This window comes from Streptococcus sp. K0074 (assembly GCF_048843365.1).
Taxonomy (GTDB): Bacteria; Bacillota; Bacilli; order Lactobacillales; family Streptococcaceae; genus Streptococcus; species Streptococcus mitis_BM.
Map to the genome: position 1 here is coordinate 474508 of NZ_CP184836.1, position 20520 is coordinate 495027.

The window sequence follows — 20520 nt, forward strand, 5'->3', positions numbered from 1 at the left end:
ATTATGAAACAAAGTAAAATGCCTATCCCAACGCTTCGCGAAATGCCAAGCGATGCTCAAGTTATCAGCCATGCTCTTATGTTGCGAGCTGGTTATGTTCGTCAAGTCTCAGCAGGTGTTTATTCTTACCTGCCACTTGCCAACCGTGTGATTGAAAAAGCCAAAAACATCATGCGCCAAGAGTTTGACAAGATTGGTGCCGTTGAGATGTTGGCTCCTGCCCTTCTCAGTGCAGAGTTGTGGCGCGAATCAGGTCGTTATGAAACTTATGGTGAAGACCTTTACAAACTAAAAAACCGTGAAAAATCAGACTTCATCTTAGGTCCAACTCACGAAGAAACCTTTACAGCTATTGTCCGTGATTCTGTTAAGTCTTACAAGCAATTGCCACTCAACCTTTATCAAATCCAACCTAAGTATCGTGATGAAAAACGTCCACGTAATGGACTTCTTCGTACACGTGAGTTCATCATGAAAGATGCTTACAGTTTCCACGCTAACTATGATAGTTTGGACAGTGTTTATGATGAGTACAAGGCTGCTTATGAGCGTATTTTCACTCGTAGTGGCTTAGACTTTAAGGCTATCATCGGTGACGGTGGAGCCATGGGTGGTAAGGACAGCCAAGAATTTATGGCCATCACACCTGCTCGTACAGACCTTGACCGCTGGGTTGTCTTGGACAAGTCAGTTGCCTCATTTGACGAAATTCCTGCAGAAGTGCAAGAAGAAATCAAGGCAGAATTGCTTAAATGGATGGTTTCTGGTGAGGATACCATCGCCTACTCAAGTGAATCTAGCTATGCGGCTAACTTAGAAATGGCAACAAACGAGTACAAACCAAGCAACCGTGTTGTCGCTGAAGAAGAAGTGACTCGTGTTGCAACACCAGATGTTAAATCAATCGATGAAGTTGCAGCCTTCCTTAACGTTCCAGAAGAACAAACGATTAAAACTCTTTTCTATATGGCAGATGGTGAGCTTGTTGCGGCTCTTCTAGTTGGAAATGACCAACTCAACGAAGTCAAGTTGAAAAACCACTTGGGAGCAGATTTCTTTGACATTGCTAGTGAAGAAGAAGTGGCAAATGTTGTTCAAGCAGGATTTGGTTCACTTGGCCCGGTTGGTTTGCCGGAGAATGTTAAAATCATTGCAGACCGTAAGGTGCAAGATGTTCGCAATGCAGTTGTGGGAGCAAATGAAGATGGCTACCACTTGACTGGTGTGAATCCAGGTCGTGATTTTACTGCAGAATATGTGGATATCCGTGAAGTTCGTGAGGGTGAAATTTCTCCAGACGGACAAGGTGTCCTTAACTTTGCGCGTGGTATTGAAATTGGTCACATCTTCAAACTCGGTACTCGCTATTCAGCAAGCATGGGAGCAGATGTTTTGGATGAAAATGGCCGTGCTGTGCCAATCATCATGGGATGTTATGGTATCGGTGTCAGCCGTCTCCTTTCAGCAGTGATGGAGCAACACGCTCGCCTCTTTGTTAACAAAACGCCAAAAGGTGAATATCGTTACGCTTGGGGAATCAACTTCCCTAAAGAATTGGCACCATTTGATGTGCACTTGATCACTGTCAATGTCAAGGACGAAGAAGCGCAAGTCTTGACAGAAAAACTTGAAGCAAGCTTGATGGGAGCAGGTTACGAAGTCTTGACAGACGACCGTAACGAACGTGTCGGAGTGAAATTTAGTGATAGCGACTTGATTGGATTGCCAATCCGTATCACTGTTGGGAAGAAAGCAGCCGATGGCATCGTAGAAGTCAAGATTAAAGCGACTGGTGACACCATCGAAGTTCATGCAGATAACTTGCTCGAAACGCTTGAAATCCTCAGCAAGAAATAAAAACTATAATCAGAAGAAAAACAAGGAAAAAATGTAACTAGTTTTTACCTTGTTTTTTCTGTATAATGGGAAAAATGAGTAGATAAAGAGGTAAATGTATGCTAAGATTTCCAAAGGATTTTGTCTGGGGATCCTCTACTTCTGGGCCACAGACAGAAGGACGTGTAGCTGGTGACGGTAAGGGAGATAATCTCTGGGATTATTGGTACCAAGTGGAGCCAAATCGCTACTATAATGGAATTGGTCCAGATAAGACATCGACCTTTTATGAAAATTGGGAACAGGATATCGACCTCTTGTTAGAAACTGGTCACACGGTCTTTCGAACTTCTATTCAGTGGTCACGGATTTTTCCACAAGGCTGTGGAAAAGTCAACCCTCAAGGTGTGGATTTTTATCGTAAGGTCTTTGAGGCTATTAAGGCCAAAGGTATTCGTCTTTTAGTCAATCTTTATCATTTTGATTTGCCTTTTGCCCTTCAAGAAGATGGTGATGGTTGGGAAAATAAGGCGACTGTCTCAGCCTATGAAGACTATGCTCGTTTTTGTTTTGAGACTTATGGAGATTTAGTGGATCAATGGATTACCTTTAACGAGCCCATCGTTCCAGTAGAATTTGGCTATTTTTACGATGCCCATTATCCACATAAGGTGGATGCAGAGGCAGCCGTTAAAGTAGCTTATCATACACAATTGGCTAGCAGTCGGGCGGTTAAGGCCTGTCATGAACTCTTGCCAGATTCCAAGATTGGGATTGTCCTCAACTTGACACCGGCTTATCCACGTAGCCAGCATCCTGCTGATGTCAAAGCAGCTCGGATTGCGGATCTCTTTCAGGCCCAATCCTTCTTAGATCCGTCCGTTTTGGGGACTTATCCACAGGAGTTGGTAGAAATCTTGCATGAATACGGTCTCTTGCCTGATGCTACAGAGGAGGAGTTGGATCTCATTCGTGACAATACAGTGGATTTCCTTGGTGTCAACTACTATCAACCCTTGCGTGTTATGGCTCCTCGATTTGCTAAGCATCCAGAGAGTCCACTCTTACCAGAACATTTTTACGAGCCTTATGTGATGCCTGGGCGTAAAATCAATCCTCATCGTGGCTGGGAGATTTATGAGCAAGGGATTTATGATATTGCCCAAAATATCAAGGAAAATTATGGCAATATCGAGTGGATGCTGACTGAGAATGGCATGGGTGTTGAAGGGGAAGAAAAATTCCGTCAAGATGGAATGATTCAAGATGATTACCGTATTGACTTTGTAAAAGGTCATCTTCGTGAACTGCACCGTGCCATTGAAGATGGAGCCAACTGTAAGGGCTACTTGATTTGGACCTTTATCGATTGCTGGTCATGGCTCAATAGCTATAAAAATCGCTATGGTTTGGTCGAATTAGACTTGGAAACGCAAGAACGTCGTCTGAAAAAATCAGGGCACTGGTTCAAGGAGCTAAGCGATAATAATGGATTTTAAAAAAGGACTCTGACTGATTATCCTAATTGGTCAGAGTTTTTTGCTTACAGGAGCTTAATTTGAACTATACCAATTTTTACTCTTGACAAGTGAAAGAAACAAGTATATACTGTTTTTGCTGATTCTATAAAAGAGGAATCAGACTATACCAATTTTAAGGAGAAAGCACAGCTTGCCTGTGTCGTATATACTATGTGTGGAATTGTTGGTGTTGTTGGAAACACAAATGCAACTGATATTTTGATTCAAGGTCTTGAAAAGCTCGAATACCGTGGCTATGATTCTGCGGGGATTTTTGTCCTAGGTGGCGCTGAGAACCATCTAGTCAAGGCTGTAGGTCGTATTGCAGAATTGTCTGCCAAGACAGCTGGTGTTGAGGGAACGACTGGTATCGGACATACTCGTTGGGCTACTCACGGAAAACCAACGGAAGACAATGCTCACCCACATCGCTCTGAGACAGAACGTTTTGTTTTGGTGCACAATGGGGTGATTGAGAACTACCTTGAAATCAAGGAAGAATACCTTGCAGGTCACCACTTTAAGGGGCAAACAGATACTGAAATCGCCGTTCACTTGATTGGAAAATTTGCGGAAGAAGATGGCTTGTCAGTTCTTGAAGCCTTCAAAAAAGCTCTTCACATCATCCGTGGTTCTTATGCTTTTGCCTTGGTTGACTCACAAGATCCTGAAGTCATCTACGTAGCTAAAAATAAATCACCACTTTTGATTGGTCTTGGAGAAGGCTATAACATGGTCTGCTCAGATGCTATGGCTATGATTCGTGAGACCAACCAATACATGGAAATCCATGACCAAGAGTTGGTAATCGTCAAGGCTGATAGTGTTGAAGTTCAAGACTATGATGGCAACAGTCGTGAGCGTGCTAGTTACACTGCTGAACTTGACTTGTCTGATATCGGTAAGGGAACTTACCCTTACTATATGCTCAAGGAAATTGATGAGCAACCAACAGTGATGCGTAAGTTGATACAAGCCTACACAGATGAGTCTGGTCAAGTAGTCGTTGACCCAGCTATCATCCAGGCTGTTCAAGACGCAGACCGTATCTACATCCTTGCTGCTGGAACTTCTTACCACGCAGGATTTGCTTCTAAGAAGATGCTGGAAGAATTGACAGATACACCAGTTGAACTTGGAATTTCATCTGAGTGGGGCTATGGTATGCCACTTCTCAGCAAGAAACCACTCTTCATCTTTATCAGCCAGTCTGGTGAAACAGCGGATAGTCGCCAGGTTTTGGTTAAGGCTAATGAAATGGGAATCCCAAGCTTGACAGTGACAAACGTACCAGGCTCAACCCTTTCACGTGAAGCCAACCATACCATGCTCCTTCACGCAGGTCCTGAAATTGCCGTGGCATCAACTAAGGCTTATACAGCGCAAATCGCAGCTCTTGCCTTCCTAGCAAAAGCAGTCGGAGAAGCAAATGGAAATGCCAAAGCGAAAGCCTTTGATTTGGTTCATGAGTTGTCAATCGTAGCTCAGTCTATCGAATCAACTCTTTCAGAGAAAGAAGACATTGAAGCCAAGGTTCGTGAGCTTCTTGAAACAACTCGCAACGCCTTTTACATCGGGCGTGGTCAAGATTACTATGTAGCTATGGAAGCAAGTCTCAAACTTAAAGAGATTTCTTACATCCAGTGTGAAGGCTTTGCGGCAGGAGAACTCAAGCACGGGACTATTGCCTTGATTGAAGAAGGAACGCCTGTCTTGGCCCTCTTGTCAGATCCAGTTCTTGCCAACCACACTCGTGGAAATATCCAAGAGGTGGTAGCCCGTGGTGCCAAGGTTCTCACTATCGCAGAAGAGAATGTAGCCAAAGATACAGACGATATCATCCTTACGACTGTACACCCTTACCTCTCACCGATTTCAATGGTTGTACCAACGCAATTGGTCGCTTACTTTGCAACACTCCACCGTGGACTTGATGTGGACAAACCACGTAATCTTGCTAAGTCAGTAACGGTAGAATAAACTAAAAAAAGTCTAGTTATCTAGGCTTTTTCTTATGAGCAAATTGGTTGCTTGTACTCAAGTTTCGTGTTAGAATAACTTTTCAAATTGCAGGAAAGAAATAGACGGGGAGAATCACAATGGTAGAATTGGGAATTTCAACATTTGGAGAAACAACGGAGCTTGAAGGGACTGGGCAAACTTACAGTCATGCTGAACGCATTCGCCAGTTGCTGGCAGAGATTGAACTGGCTGACAAGGTTGGTTTGGATGTGTATGGGATTGGTGAGCACCATCGAGCGGATTTTGCGATATCTGCGCCAGAGATTGTTCTGGCAGCTGGGGCAGTCAATACCAAGAAGATTCGTTTGACCAGTGCAGTCAGCATTCTCTCAAGTATGGATCCGATTCGATTGTTCCAACAATATGCCACTATCGATGCTTTGTCAAATGGACGTGCGGAGATTATGGCCGGAAGGGGTTCTTTCACGGAATCTTTTCCCTTGTTTGGCTATGATTTGAAAGACTACGAAGCTCTTTTTGATGAGAAATTAGACTTGCTTCAATTAGTCAATGAAAAGATAAAACTAGATTGGCAAGGTCGATTGACCCAAACAATCTCTGGCAAAGAAGTTTATCCTCGTCCAGTTCAGGACAAATTGCCCTTGTGGATAGCGACAGGTGGTCATGTCGAATCAACTGTGAAGATTGCTCAGGCAGGCCTACCGATTGTCTATGCCATTATTGGTGGTAATCCGCGTTATTTTAAAAAGTTGATTCAGGCTTATCGTGAGATTGGGAGCGAAGCGGGTCATGCCAGTCAGGAGCTAAAGGTCGGGGCCCATTCTTGGGGTTGGATTGCTGAAGATGGCGAGCAGGCGGTGAAAGATTATTTCCATCCAACCAAGCAAGTGGTGGATGCTATTTCCAAAGACCGTCCGCACTGGCAGGAATTGCGTTATGAGCAATATTTGGAGCAAGTTGGGCCAAATGGTGCTATGTTTGTGGGCAATCCAGATCAGGTGGCCGAAAAATTGATTCGTATGATTGAAGACTTAGGTTTGGACCGCTTCATGCTCCATCTACCGCTTGGTTCCATGCCCCATGACCAGGTTCTGAGAGCTATTGAACTATTCGGAATGCAAGTGGCACCCAAAGTACGGGAATACTTTGCCATGAAAGAGGCTTAATAAAAAACTACTCAAATTTATTATGACGATAAATATTGTACAAAAATCAATCCCCCGAGCTTTAATGCTTGGGGGATTGTTCTATAGGAGGGCTAGTTTAGTTCTCTTTTTTGTTTTTTAGTAAGAACCCGAGACCTAGAAGGGCAAGGAGACTAATTCCTGCAAACAGGAGTTTGTGATCGTTTTTGGTTCCTGTATTTGGAAGTTCAGCTTGTTTAGCTAGAGGCGCAGGTATATTTTCCTTGCTAGGGTTTTCTACTGATTCGTTTTGAACAGCTTCACTTACAGATGATGCTTGTGCTTCTTGTGTTGGTTGTGAAGCTTGTGAATCAGTTGTAGCTTGGCTAGGTTTATTTTCCGCATCAGCTACTTTTGCATCTGGTTTAGTAGAATCAGGTCTAGCTTGTGGAGCTGGAGTTTGCTGTTCCGATTTGATTACTCGGTTTGAAATATTGTCTTGACCATTATTGTGACCTTGTTCTTGTTTTAAGCTAGAAAGGTCAAATTCTGGTTTTTCTTCCACAGCTGGGGCAACGATGGCACCGCCTTGAGAGATTCTAAGAACAGTAGCTGTAAGGGCATTTAATTTCAAGCCTTTTTCAGTCCATTCGAGTCCTTTCGGGTTGGCAATTCCTACTGGCCCTGCTTGGTTTTCATCTGCTAAAACTTCAGCATTTCTGAGGTGGGCAAAGGCAGTTCCCAAATTAAATTCGCGAGCTTTTTCGTCCGCATTGACAAAGACTGCGTAGATGTCTCCATTTGGAGCAGTGATTTGGTAGCCAATTACTACGTCCTCTTTTGCCACACCATTTTGGCCTGGGACAGTGATGAGGTGGACACGGTCTTTGATATCTTGGAGACTCTTAAGTCGGAAGGCATCTGTAGATTGACGAAGAGCAATCAACCCTTTCATATAGTCACGGCTCTTGACATTTTCAGGATATGCTTTTCCATCTGTAGCCTTAGTCCAGTCAAACTTGTTAATAGCATCACTCGAATCATAAGAGTCATGGATGAAGTAAGGATAGTCAAATGGATTGCCGTCCTTATCACGCAACAAGTGAGATTTATTTGGAACCTTGTCTTCTGCTACTGGAGTTTTGTAGGCTGGGTCACGGAATTGTTTGGTACGACCATATTCCTGACCAGAGTGGATAAACGGAGTTCCTTGAGCGGTTAAGACCATGAGATTTCCAAGTCGCAAACGACGATGAATCTCAGCATAGTTATCAGCCTTGCTTGGGTCTTTTTTGATAGACTGAGCGATGATGTCAAAGAGGGTCAAGTTATCATGGGCCGCGATGTATTGAATCACATCTCCAGGGCTATCTGCTTCAAAGTTGGTTGGTTGTGCAATCAGATTTTTGAAGATAGTGTTGATATCTCGTTTGCCACCTGTGATAAAGGCAGGTTGACCTTCGTTTGGATAACCAGACTTGAGGTTGTTACGGATGTCATCTGAAAAGACAGCAACAGTATCGGTATGTTTCATCCAATCTTGGTCAGCAGCTTTAGTAGGCATATTTTCATCACCGGCATAAGTTCTCCAACCTTCACCCAGCATCATTAGGTTAGGATTGAGGGCGCGTGCAGCCTTGTAGGCTTTTTCGATAGAAGCCGCATCATGGTCTCCCATCATATCGAAGCGGAAGCCATCCACTTTGTAGGTATCAACTAGATATTTGATAGAGTCAACTAGGAGTCGTTTGGTCATATGGTGGGTTGTTCCCAAGCGTCCACCACCAAAGCTAGTGCGAGGTGTACCATCAGCATCCATAAAGTGGTAGTAGTTTGGCTCTAAATCTTCAAAGATATCGACCTTGGCTGTATGGTTATAAACGACATCTAGGATAGCTCCCATGCCACGTTTGTGGATCTCGTTGATGAGGTTTTTAAATTCTGCGATTCGTTTTTCTGGATTCTTAGGATCGCTTGAGTACATACCAGTCAATGAGAAGTAGTTTTGAGGGTCATATCCCCAGTTGTAGTTGCTGTTGCTTGAAGCATAGTCAGATAAGCGTTCATGATTTTTCAATTCATTGACAAAGTAGTAAGACAAGACTGGAAGGAGCTGGATGTGGGTTACACCCAAGTCTTTGAGGTAGTCTAGCTTTTCAATAAAGGCTTCAAAGGTACCAAATGGTTTGGTCAAGTCTTTTGCAATGGCAGGATCTGAAGTGAAGTCACGCACATGAGCTTCGTAGATAACGGCATCTTCACGAGTCTTGAAGTTGTGAATCTTACCATAAGTTAAGTCTTGAGGTCCTAGTTTGGCTGGATTTACAAAGGCAGCTTTAGCCACTTTATGGGCATCGTCGATCTTGGCATCATCACTATTCCAAGTAGCGAGGGATTTAGCGTAAGGATCGAGTGCAAGAACAGTTTTACCCTGACGCTCGATTTGGTATTGATAATAGTAGCCAGTGAAATCTGTGATTCCTAATTTGTTTGTGCTATCTAGAGTTTGTTTCCAAGTTCCTCTTTCTCCTTTTTCAAGAGCGACAGTTCCAACCACTTTTTCAGGGTCATTCTTGTCGTAGACAACGACAGAAACCTTATCAGCACTTGGTGACCAAAGGGTTAAATCAACTTGTTTTCCTTCTTCTTTTAGGTCAGCTCCCAGTTTGCCATCATAGCTGTAAGTCTCATCTTTAAGTCGCCAGCTTGTTTTGGTAGTGAATTGGTCGGAATTGTAGCTAACAGTATATGGATGTTTTGTGTCAGAGAAATCTCCGCTGTAGGTCACTTTCTTACCAGCTTCATCGATTGCAACATCGGTGATAGTTACTTTGTTTCCTAGGTGATTAGTGATGTTGGAGTGCTTGAGGATATCTTCTTTTTTGGCACCGACTAGTGTTGAAAAACTACTTTCAATGCTAGAAGTTCCTACATGTTGGGCACCTGTCATACGGATATCATGGACATAGTATGGATTTGTGTAAATCGATTCATCATCGTCTTTTAGGAAAATTTGGCTATGATTTTTCAAATCTGTAAATTTATAATCTTCTTTACGGATTTTCACGTCGTCTCCTTTTTTGCTCTCATCTAGTAATAAAAAGCCGAATTCTTTGGCGGCATCCTTAAGAGGAATGTCGATATAGCGACCATATTTGCCTGTAGCTGTAAAGTCTGTTCCGTCAGGCCATTGAGCGCTACTTGGATTTTTTACATCTCCCCAGTACCAAAGAGATTTCTTGTCATAGTTGCCATCTGTACGGTAGTAGTTGACACGAACAGTCCCTGCAGGTTGTGGCTCGTAAGAGAAAACCTTGTAATCTTGGTCTAACCAAGCCTCGTTCATTTTTGGAACTAGTTTTTCGGCCGATTTATCGCCGGTTAGATTTTTTCCAGCTGTATTATTGATGAGGAAGCTAATTTTCTTGGCTTGTTCTCCCTTTAATTTGACATCTAGGTAGTAGCCGTAGTCATCTTTTTTGGCATCCTTAAAGGACAGGGCTCCGTTTGGCCAATTTTCAGAAGGTTTTTCAACATCGTCCCAAGTCCATAGTCCTTGAGCATCTTTGTTTTCTTCAGGAAGTTTTTTGACATGGATACGGAAGTAGTTGTCTTCGATGGGCTCTTCTGCCTTAGTTTCAGTCGTTACTGGACTAGTAGAAGTAGTTGTCTCACTTGAACGATCTTGTCCAGTTTGTGGTGCTGAATCGGCTGGAGTTGCAGCAGGAGTGGTTGCCTCTGTTGCAGGTTGTTCTTCTTTTTTCTCTAGGGAAGCGTTTGCATTGTTAGGTGAAGAAAAATCGCTTTCGTTCTTTCCAGCGATGTCTGCTGTATCAGTAAGAGGTTGAGTAATAGTGTTAGTCGCTTCAGCACTAGCTGTTGTGGTTTCGTTGGCTGAGATAGTTGGTGTAGCCATGGCAAGTAGGACAAGGCTTGCGCCGATAAGGACAGAACCAGTTCCATTTTTGAGAGAACGGATGCTGTAGACCATTTTTTTCTCAGTGTGAGATGGTTTTTTTCTCATAATGATTCTCCAATCAATAAATTTCTATATCAGTATAGCATGTAGTAAAAAAAGATGCAAGCGTTTTCTTAAAATTGGAACAAAAGAAAAATCGCAACAGATTTTCTGTTACGACTCAGCTAGTCTTTCTTTATGAATTTGAGAAGCCAGAAGGTGGAGATGGAGGAATAATTCTGAAGTAGAGAAGTTACGATTGTAGATAATTGGTTTAGGAGAGTTAGTGACAGGAAAGGTAGTGATAACAATATCGTGCGGAATTTGATTGAGAATCGAGAAAGAAATCGTAGATTCTTCCCAAGAATCAAATAGATAGAGATTGTTTCCGTAGTGAGTTAGGGTGTCGATTAGGCTTTGTGCGTGATGGTTATCCAGATGACTAATGACCAAAACACGTATTTTGGGAAGTTTTTGAAGCAGTTGGACTAAAATTCGATGCCCTTGGATAGTGAAGGTGTAGACCATCTCTTGTTGCTTACTTGGCTTACTGTTTAGTCCCATCTCAGTCAGATAAGATTGAAATTTGTGTTGACTTACTTCAAATAGTTTTGGAAATTCTGCTTGATAATTGCTTAAAATCTGGGATTTCTGTTTGTCGAGAGACTGATTGTTGAGTAAATGGAAGAAATCAGCTTGGGCAGTGTAGTGGAGGAGCCAAATCAATTCCTCACGATTTTCAATCTGTAGGTGAAATTCTTTAGCCAGCTCTTCTAGAATTTGACTCAATAAACGGTAGGATTTTTGGATATGATGAATATCGCCCAGTGCCCTATTATTAGCATTGTCTGTAATTTTAGAAGATTTGATTGGGTTTGAAAATAGTTGTTCCAGTGTTTTCTTTGTAGGTTCAAAATGGAGTTTTTTAGCCAGTTTTTTGATATCTTGTTCAAAATGGGGAATCTGCATGAGAGAGCTGTAGTGACTGGTTAAAAGAGGAGTAGGATTTTCAATGAAACGTCCCCTATTTAAACGCTCTAGATTGATAGCTAGGGTATATTTGATTTGCCGTAGACTGCTGAGGGTGAGTGAAACTTGTTGGGCGTTCAAAAATAGCTGAATCAAGTGAGTGAGTGATTCTTCAGAAATAGAAGGGAAGGGCCAATCAAGAAAGTCGTAACTTTGACTAAAGTAGTCTAGATAAAAGGCGCGAATGTCCTCTTCTGTTCCCTCTATGACTAAAGGGGAAGGTTGGATGCTGATGTTATAGTGTTGTAGAAGTTTCGTATTTAGATGCTGGATGATTTCCTGAACTCGTTCGTAGCTAATCACAAGCTCTAGGCACATTTGGTTAAGTGAGCCTTCCTCCTTGAAAAACAGACGGTTCAAAAAAGAGTAGGTTTCAGATTGTTTAAAAATCTCAATCCTAGGATCCAAGGTGTTTTGGAAGTCAAACTGCAATTGAATACCTTTTTTTCTTGATTGTATCAGGAGGTTTGGAAATAATTGCTCAAGCTTAAAAAGGTGTTCTTGTAATTCTTCTATTGAATAATTCAGCTTCTCGGCCAAGACTGAGAGTTCTATCCAATCATGGTGTTTGGTTATTTCTTCCAGTAAGAATAGCAAATCTTGTTCAGTCTTAGAAAGCAAGATATTCATCATAAATCTCCCTATATATTTATACATATATATTAAAAGAAAAGTCTGATAAAGTCAAGAAAAATAGCCTATGATAAAAAAGGAAAAGTTGTAATTCACTATATTCTTAGTGAACTACTAAACTGAAAACGAAGTTTGCAAAGTGATCATTGAATTTAATGTTTTATAGGAAAAGATTTTGTCAAAAAATCGTTAATTCCCTTGAAAAATCTAGCTAAATAGGGTATAATATGAATAATCATTTGTCGTAGGTTTTGTCTGAAATATTGTCCAGACAAGGCTCACAGCAGTTAAATCTTCTGAAAAAGTCAGATTTAGCTGCTCTTTTTGTGCTTTTTTTCAGGCTTTTGATTATTTGTAACAAAGACTTAAAGATTCTGAAAATTTATCAAAGGGACGCGGTGATAGGGGTTTTATAACCATATAACGATTAGAAAGCCTGATTGACAAGGCTTGGAACTTATTTACAAAGGAGAATCATCTTGGCAGGACATGACGTTCAATACGGGAAACATCGTACCCGTCGTAGTTTTTCAAGAATCAAAGAAGTTCTTGACTTACCAAATTTGATTGAAATTCAAACTGATTCATTCAAAGCTTTCCTAGACCATGGTCTTAAGGAAGTGTTTGAAGATGTATTGCCGATTTCAAACTTTACAGACACCATGGAGTTGGAATTTGTTGGATATGAAATCAAGGAACCAAAATACACGCTAGAAGAAGCTCGTATCCACGATGCTAGCTACTCAGCACCAATTTTTGTAACCTTCCGCTTGATCAATAAAGAAACAGGCGAAATCAAGACCCAAGAAGTTTTCTTTGGTGATTTCCCAATCATGACAGAAATGGGGACTTTCATCATCAATGGTGGTGAACGTATCATCGTATCTCAGTTGGTCCGCTCACCAGGTGTTTACTTTAACGATAAAGTTGATAAAAATGGTAAAGTGGGCTACGGTTCAACTGTTATCCCTAACCGTGGAGCTTGGTTGGAACTTGAAAGCGACTCAAAAGATATCGCCTACACTCGTATCGACCGTACTCGTAAGATTCCATTTACAACATTGGTTCGTGCGCTTGGTTTCTCAGGTGATGATGAAATCTTTGATATCTTTGGTGACAGCGAATTGGTTCGCAACACTGTTGAAAAAGATATCCACAAGAACCCAATGGACTCTCGTACCGACGAAGCCTTGAAAGAAATTTACGAACGCCTTCGTCCAGGTGAACCTAAGACTGCTGAAAGCTCACGTAGCTTGCTTGTAGCTCGTTTCTTTGACCCACGTCGCTATGACTTGGCAGCAGTTGGTCGCTATAAGATCAATAAAAAACTCAATGTTAAAACACGTTTGCTAAACCAAACCATTGCAGAGCCATTGGTAGATCCTGAAACTGGAGAAATCTTGGTAGAAGCTGGTACAATCATGACTCGTAGCGTGATTGAAAGCATTGAAAGCTGTTTGGATGGCGACTTGAACAAGATTGTCTACATTCCAAATGATGCTGCCGTAGTAACAGAGCCAGTTGTTCTTCAAAAATTCAAGGTTGTTGCTCCAACTGATCCAGACCGTGTTGTAACGATCATCGGTAATGCCAATCCAGATGACAAGGTTCGTATCGTCACTCCTGCAGATATCCTTGCTGAGATGAGCTACTTCCTCAACTTGGCTGAAGGACTTGGCCGTGTAGATGATATCGACCACCTTGGAAACCGTCGTATCCGTGCGGTCGGTGAATTGCTTGCTAACCAAGTACGTCTGGGACTTTCTCGTATGGAACGTAATGTCCGTGAACGTATGTCTGTTCAGGACAACGAAGTCTTGACACCGCAACAAATCATCAATATCCGTCCTGTAACAGCTGCAGTTAAAGAATTCTTTGGTTCATCACAGTTGTCACAGTTCATGGACCAACACAACCCACTTTCTGAGTTGTCTCACAAACGCCGTTTGTCAGCCTTAGGACCTGGTGGTTTGACACGTGACCGTGCTGGATATGAAGTTCGTGACGTGCATTACACTCACTATGGTCGTATGTGTCCAATCGAGACACCTGAAGGACCAAACATCGGTTTGATTAATAACTTGTCATCTTACGGGCACTTGAACAAATATGGTTTTGTTCAAACGCCATACCGTAAGGTTGACCGCGAAACAGGTGTTGTCACGAACGAAATCGTTTGGTTGACAGCTGATGAAGAAGATGAATTTACTGTAGCACAGGCTAATTCTCGTCTAAATGAAGATGGAACCTTTGCTGAGAAAGTTGTCATGGGACGTCACCAAGGGGTCAACCAAGAGTATCCAGCTAATATTGTTGACTATATGGACGTTTCACCAAAACAGGTAGTTGCCGTTGCGACAGCATGTATTCCTTTCTTGGAAAACGATGACTCCAACCGTGCCCTCATGGGAGCCAACATGCAACGTCAGGCTGTGCCATTGATCAATCCTCAGGCACCTTACGTTGGTACTGGTATGGAATACCAAGCAGCCCACGACTCTGGAGCGGCTGTGATTGCTCAGTATGATGGTAAAGTTACTTACGCAGATGCTGACAAGGTAGAAGTACGCCGTGAAGATGGTTCATTGGACGTTTACCACATCCAAAAATTCCGTCGTTCAAACTCAGGTACTGCCTACAACCAACGCACTCTCGTAAAAGTTGGCGATGTCGTTGAAAAAGGTGATTTCATCGCTGACGGACCTTCTATGGAAAATGGAGAAATGGCGCTTGGACAAAACCCAATCGTTGCCTACATGACTTGGGAAGGTTACAACTTCGAGGATGCCGTTATCATGAGCGAACGCTTGGTGAAAGACGATGTCTATACATCTGTTCACCTTGAAGAATACGAATCAGAAACACGCGATACAAAGCTTGGGCCTGAAGAAATCACTCGTGAAATTCCAAACGTTGGTGAAGATGCTCTTAAAGACCTTGACGAAATGGGTATTATCCGTATCGGAGCTGAGGTTAAAGAAGGTGACATTCTTGTAGGTAAAGTAACACCTAAGGGTGAGAAAGACCTTTCGGCTGAAGAACGCCTCTTGCACGCTATCTTCGGAGACAAGTCTCGTGAGGTGCGTGACACTTCTCTTCGTGTACCACACGGTGCCGATGGTGTCGTTCGTGATGTGAAGATCTTTACACGTGCAAATGGAGATGAGTTGCAATCAGGTGTTAACATGCTGGTTCGCGTCTACATCGCTCAAAAACGTAAGATCAAGGTCGGAGATAAGATGGCCGGACGTCACGGAAACAAAGGGGTTGTCTCTCGTATCGTTCCTGTAGAAGACATGCCTTACCTTCCAGACGGAACTCCAGTCGACATCATGTTGAACCCACTTGGGGTGCCATCACGTATGAATATCGGTCAGGTTATGGAGCTTCACCTTGGTATGGCGGCTCGTACTCTTGGTATTCACATCGCAACACCAGTCTTTGACGGAGCAAGTTCTGAAGACCTTTGGTCAACTGTTAAAGAAGCAGGTATGGATAGCGATGCCAAAACAATCCTTTACGATGGACGTACTGGTGAGCCATTTGATAACCGTGTGTCAGTTGGTGTCATGTACATGATCAAACTCCACCACATGGTTGATGATAAATTGCACGCGCGTTCAGTCGGGCCTTACTCAACCGTTACTCAACAACCACTTGGAGGTAAAGCCCAGTTTGGTGGACAACGTTTCGGTGAGATGGAGGTTTGGGCTCTTGAAGCCTACGGTGCGTCAAATGTCCTTCAAGAAATCTTGACTTACAAGTCTGACGATATCAACGGACGTTTGAAAGCTTATGAAGCTATTACAAAAGGAAAACCAATTCCAAAACCAGGTGTTCCAGAATCCTTCCGAGTTCTTGTGAAAGAATTGCAATCTCTTGGTCTTGACATGCGTGTCCTTGACGAAGATGACCAAGAAGTGGAACTTCGTGACTTGGATGAAGGAATGGACGAAGATGTCATCCACGTAGATGATCTTGAAAAAGCCCGCGAAAAAGCAGCCCAAGAGGCTAAAGCAGCCTTTGAAGCTGAAGAAGCTGAGAAAGAAGCAAAAGCGGAAGAAACAGAAGAAGCTGCTGAACAAGAATAAGTAGCTCACTTAGAATAGAAAGGGAAGAAATAGTGGTTGATGTAAATCGTTTTAAAAGTATGCAAATCACCCTAGCTTCTCCAAGTAAAGTCCGTTCATGGTCTTATGGAGAAGTCAAAAAACCTGAAACAATCAATTACCGTACCTTGAAACCAGAACGTGAAGGACTCTTTGATGAAGTCATCTTTGGTCCTACAAAAGACTGGGAATGTGCTTGTGGTAAGTACAAACGCATTCGTTACAGAGGGATTGTTTGTGACCGTTGTGGGGTTGAAGTAACGCGTACAAAAGTTCGTCGTGAGCGTATGGGACATATCGAATTGAAAGCTCCTGTATCTCACATTTGGTACTTCAAGGGGATTCCAAGCCGTATGGGCTTGACCCTTGATATGAGTCCTCGTGCACTTGAGGAAGTTATCTACTTTGCAGCTTATGTGGTGATCGATCCCAAGGATACACCACTTGAGCACAAGTCTATCATGACAGAGCGCGAATACCGTGAGCGCTTGCGTGAGTATGGTTATGGATCATTCGTTGCCAAGATGGGTGCCGAAGCCATCCAAGACCTTTTGAAACAAGTAGATCTTGAAAAAGAAATTGCTGAACTCAAAGAAGAGTTGAAAACAGCAACTGGACAAAAACGTATCAAAGCCATCCGTCGTTTGGATGTTTTGGATGCCTTTTATAAGTCTGGAAACAAACCTGAATGGATGATTCTCAACATCCTTCCAGTTATTCCACCAGATCTTCGTCCAATGTTGCAGTTGGATGGTGGCCGTTTTGCCTCATCTGACTTGAACGACCTTTACCGCCGTGTTATCAACCGTAACAACCGTTTGGCTCGTTTGCTTGAGTTGAATGCACCTGGTATCATCGTTCAAAATGAGAAGCGTATGCTTCAAGAAGCGGTTGACGCTTTGATTGACAATGGTCGTCGTGGTCGTCCAATCACAGGACCAGGTAGCCGTCCGCTGAAATCATTGAGCCACATGCTTAAAGGTAAACAAGGACGCTTCCGTCAAAACTTGCTCGGTAAACGTGTTGACTTCTCAGGACGTTCCGTTATCGCAGTTGGTCCAACTCTTAAGATGTACCAGTGTGGTGTGCCACGTGAAATGGCTATTGAGCTCTTTAAACCATTCGTTATGCGTGAAATCGTTGCCCGTGATATCGTGCAAAACGTCAAAGCAGCTAAACGCTTGGTGGAACGTGGAGATGAGCGTATCTGGGATATCCTTGAAGAAGTGATTAAAGAACACCCAGTACTTCTTAACCGCGCACCGACCCTTCACCGTTTGGGTATCCAAGCCTTCGAGCCAGTCTTGATTGATGGTAAGGCCCTTCGCTTGCACCCACTTGTCTGTGAAGCCTACAATGCCGACTTTGATGGGGACCAAATGGCCATCCACGTACCGCTTTCAGAAGAAGCCCAAGCAGAAGCTCGTATCTTGATGCTAGCTGCTGAGCACATCTTGAACCCGAAAGATGGTAAACCAGTCGTTACTCCATCTCAGGACATGGTTTTGGGTAACTACTACTTGACCATGGAAGAAGCTGGTCGTGAAGGTGAAGGAATGGTCTTCAAAGACCGTGATGAAGCGGTTATGGCTTACCGCAATGGTTATGTTCACCTCCACTCACGTGTTGGTATTGCAACAGACAGCCTAAACAAACCATGGACAGAAGAGCAAAAACATAAAGTCTTGCTTACAACAGTTGGTAAAATCCTCTTCAACGACATCATGCCAGAGGGTCTACCATACTTGCAAGAACCAAACAATGCCAACTTGACAGAAGGCGTTCCAGCTAAATACTTCTTGCCACTTGGTGGAGATATCAAGGAAGCTATCAGCAATCTTGAACTCAACCCTCCATTCAAGAAGAAAAACCTTGGAAATATCATCGCTGAAATCTTCAAACGTTTCCGTACGACAGAAACTTCTGCCCTACTTGACCGTATGAAGAACCTCGGTTACCACCACTCAACTCTTGCAGGATTGACAGTGGGTATTGCCGATATCCCAGTCGTTGATGACAAGGCTGAAATCATTGAAGAATCACATAAACGTGTAGAACAAATCACAAAACAATTCCGTCGTGGTATGATCACAGACGACGAGCGTTATAATGCCGTTACAGCTGAATGGCGTGCTGCCCGTGAAAAATTAGAGAAACGCTTGATTGCCAACCAAGATCCGAAGAACCCAATCGTTATGATGATGGACTCTGGAGCCCGTGGTAACATCTCAAACTTCTCACAGCTTGCCGGTATGCGTGGTTTGATGGCGGCTCCGAACGGACGTATCATGGAATTGCCAATCCTTTCAAACTTCCGCGAAGGTTTGTCGGTATTGGAAATGTTCTTCTCAACTCACGGTGCCCGTAAAGGTATGACTGATACGGCCCTTAAGACAGCCGACTCAGGTTACTTGACTCGTCGTTTGGTTGACGTTGCCCAAGACGTTATCATCCGTGAGGATGACTGTGGAACAGACCGTGGTCTCTTGATCCGTTCTATCGCAGAAGGAAAAGAGATGATCGAGTCTCTCGAAGAGCGTCTCAATGGTCGTTACACTAAGAAAACTGTTAAACATCCAGAAACTGGTGCAGTTATTATCGGTCCAAATGAGTTGATTACAGAAGATAAGGCGCGTGAAATTGTCAATGCTGGTGTGGAAGAAGTGACTATCCGCTCTGTATTTACATGTAACACTCGTCACGGTGTCTGCCGTCACTGTTATGGTATCAACTTGGCGACTGGTGATGCGGTTGAAGTTGGTGAAGCAGTTGGTACAATCGCTGCCCAATCTATCGGGGAACCTGGTACACAGCTTACAATGCGTACCTTCCACACGGGTGGGGTTGCCTCAAATACCGATATCACTCAGGGTCTTCCTCGTGTCCAAGAAATCTTTGAAGCCCGCAATCCTAAAGGGGAAGCGGTTATCACAGAGGTTAAAGGACAAGTTACTGCTATCGAAGAAGATGCATCAACTCGTACCAAGAAAGTTTTTGTTAAGGGTGAAACTGGCGAAGGTGAATACGTCGTTCCATTTACAGCTCGTATGCGTGTTGAAGTTGGGGACCAAGTAGCGCGTGGTGCTGCTCTTACGGAAGGTTCTATCCAACCAAAACGTCTCCTTGCAGTTCGTGATGTCTTGTCAGTTGAAACCTACCTTCTCGGTGAAGTACAAAAAGTTTACCGTAGCCAAGGGGTAGAAATCGGTGACAAACACATCGAGGTAATGGTTCGTCAAATGATCCGTAAAGTTCGTGTCATGGATCCAGGTGACACAGACCTTCTCATGGGTACCCTTATGGATATCAATGACTTTACAGATGCCAATAAAGATGTTCTTATCGCAGGTGGTGTTCCAGCGACTGGTCGTCCAGTTCTTATGGGAATTACCAAAGCCTCACTTGAAACAAATAGTTTCTTGTCAGCGGCTTCCTTCCAGGAAACAACTCGTGTCCTTACTGACGCGGCTATCCGTGGTAAGAAAGACCATCTCCTTGGACTCAAGGAAAATGTTATCATCGGTAAGATCATCCCAGCAGGTACTGGTATGGCTCGTTACCGTAACCTTGAACCACATGCTATCAACGAAGAAGAATACCTTAATCCTCCAGTAGAGGAAGAAGGAAATGAAGAAACAACAGAAGTAGTTGTGGATGCTGCCGTTGAAACTGTGGAAGAAACAGTAGAATAAAAGAGAATGAGAGAGCCTTCGGGTTCTCTTTTCTGAAAGCTTTCTCCATTTTTCCACGAAATGTGGTAAAATAAAAGAAAGAAGCTGACAAAGGAGACGGGCATGGAACAAACATTTTTTATCATTAAACCAGACGGTGTAAAAAGAGGGCTAGTTGGTGAAGTGTTGAAACGCATCGAACAACGTGGATTTATAATTGAAAAATTGGAGTTGCGTTCACAGCTTTCAGAAGACTTGATTGACCAGCACTATCAGGACTTGGTTAATCAAAGTTTTTACCCACCGATTCGTGAATTTATGACTTCAGGACCGATTCTTGTAGGTATCATTTCAGGTCCCAAAGTAATCGAAACTTGGCGGACCATGATAGGCGCAACTCGTCCAGAAGAAGCTTTGCCAGGGACTATTCGAGGTGATTTTGCAAAAGCTGCTGGAGAAAACCAAGCTATCCAAAATGTTGTACATGGTTCAGATTCAGAAGAGTCAGCTAAGCGAGAAATTGCTCTTTGGTTTTAAGAGTTGATTGGCTCAATCAATTGGTTGAAAGCTCATTTGAATAGAAAGTATGGTCAATTAGTTTAAGATATGACGCATAATATCAAATTTTTTAGTTTTTGATATGGTGCGTTTTTTTGA

General features: G+C 43.0%; 9 protein-coding genes. 7 read left to right on the forward strand and 2 right to left on the reverse strand.

The window, feature by feature from the left end; translation table 11 throughout:
• Window positions 1-3: 3 nt before the first annotated feature.
• The 4 genes from ACN076_RS02495 to ACN076_RS02510 all read left to right on the forward strand — a co-directional run bounded on the left by ACN076_RS02495 (window position 4) and on the right by ACN076_RS02510 (window position 6505).
• Complete coding sequence (locus ACN076_RS02495; protein ID WP_061758897.1) at window positions 4-1857, forward strand: proline--tRNA ligase; 1854 nt, start codon at window positions 4-6, stop codon at window positions 1855-1857.
• Window positions 1858-1955: 98 nt separating this feature from the next.
• Entirely contained in the window at window positions 1956-3335 is a 1380-nt protein-coding gene (gene bglA, locus ACN076_RS02500) for a 6-phospho-beta-glucosidase (RefSeq protein ID WP_061758896.1), read from the forward strand.
• Between the two features lie 192 nt (window positions 3336-3527).
• The gene (gene glmS, locus ACN076_RS02505) at window positions 3528-5336 is read left to right on the forward strand and encodes a glutamine--fructose-6-phosphate transaminase (isomerizing) (RefSeq protein ID WP_420790064.1); all 1809 of its coding nucleotides are present in this window, start codon (window positions 3528-3530) and stop codon (window positions 5334-5336) included.
• A 119-nt stretch (window positions 5337-5455) separates the two neighbouring features.
• The gene (locus ACN076_RS02510) at window positions 5456-6505 is read left to right on the forward strand and encodes an LLM class flavin-dependent oxidoreductase (RefSeq protein ID WP_261013370.1); all 1050 of its coding nucleotides are present in this window, start codon (window positions 5456-5458) and stop codon (window positions 6503-6505) included.
• A gap of 97 nt (window positions 6506-6602) precedes the next feature.
• Here ACN076_RS02510 and ACN076_RS02515 read toward each other — a convergent pair whose 3' ends face one another.
• Both ACN076_RS02515 and ACN076_RS02520 read right to left on the reverse strand, forming a co-directional pair.
• A complete protein-coding gene (locus ACN076_RS02515; RefSeq protein ID WP_420790065.1) occupies window positions 6603-10487 on the reverse strand; it encodes a pullulanase in 3885 nt (1294 codons plus the stop codon).
• 108 nt (window positions 10488-10595) lie between these two features.
• A complete protein-coding gene (locus tag ACN076_RS02520) occupies window positions 10596-12080 on the reverse strand; it encodes a M protein trans-acting positive regulator PRD domain-containing protein (RefSeq protein ID WP_061758892.1) in 1485 nt (494 codons plus the stop codon).
• A 482-nt stretch (window positions 12081-12562) separates the two neighbouring features.
• Here ACN076_RS02520 and rpoB point away from each other — a divergent pair, with 482 nt between their 5' ends.
• The 3 genes from rpoB (at window position 12563) to ndk (ending at window position 20400) form a co-directional block, all read left to right on the forward strand.
• Window positions 12563-16174: a DNA-directed RNA polymerase subunit beta gene (gene rpoB, locus ACN076_RS02525; RefSeq protein ID WP_420790066.1), complete on the forward strand. Its 3612-nt coding sequence runs from the start codon at window positions 12563-12565 to the stop codon at window positions 16172-16174.
• 32 nt (window positions 16175-16206) lie between these two features.
• Window positions 16207-19884 carry a DNA-directed RNA polymerase subunit beta' gene (gene rpoC, locus ACN076_RS02530; protein WP_420790067.1) on the forward strand — a complete coding sequence of 1226 codons (3678 nt, stop codon included), beginning with the start codon at window positions 16207-16209 and terminating at the stop codon, window positions 19882-19884.
• A gap of 102 nt (window positions 19885-19986) precedes the next feature.
• Window positions 19987-20400 carry a nucleoside-diphosphate kinase gene (gene ndk, locus ACN076_RS02535; protein ID WP_061758889.1) on the forward strand — a complete coding sequence of 138 codons (414 nt, stop codon included), beginning with the start codon at window positions 19987-19989 and terminating at the stop codon, window positions 20398-20400.
• Window positions 20401-20520: the final 120 nt, after the last annotated feature.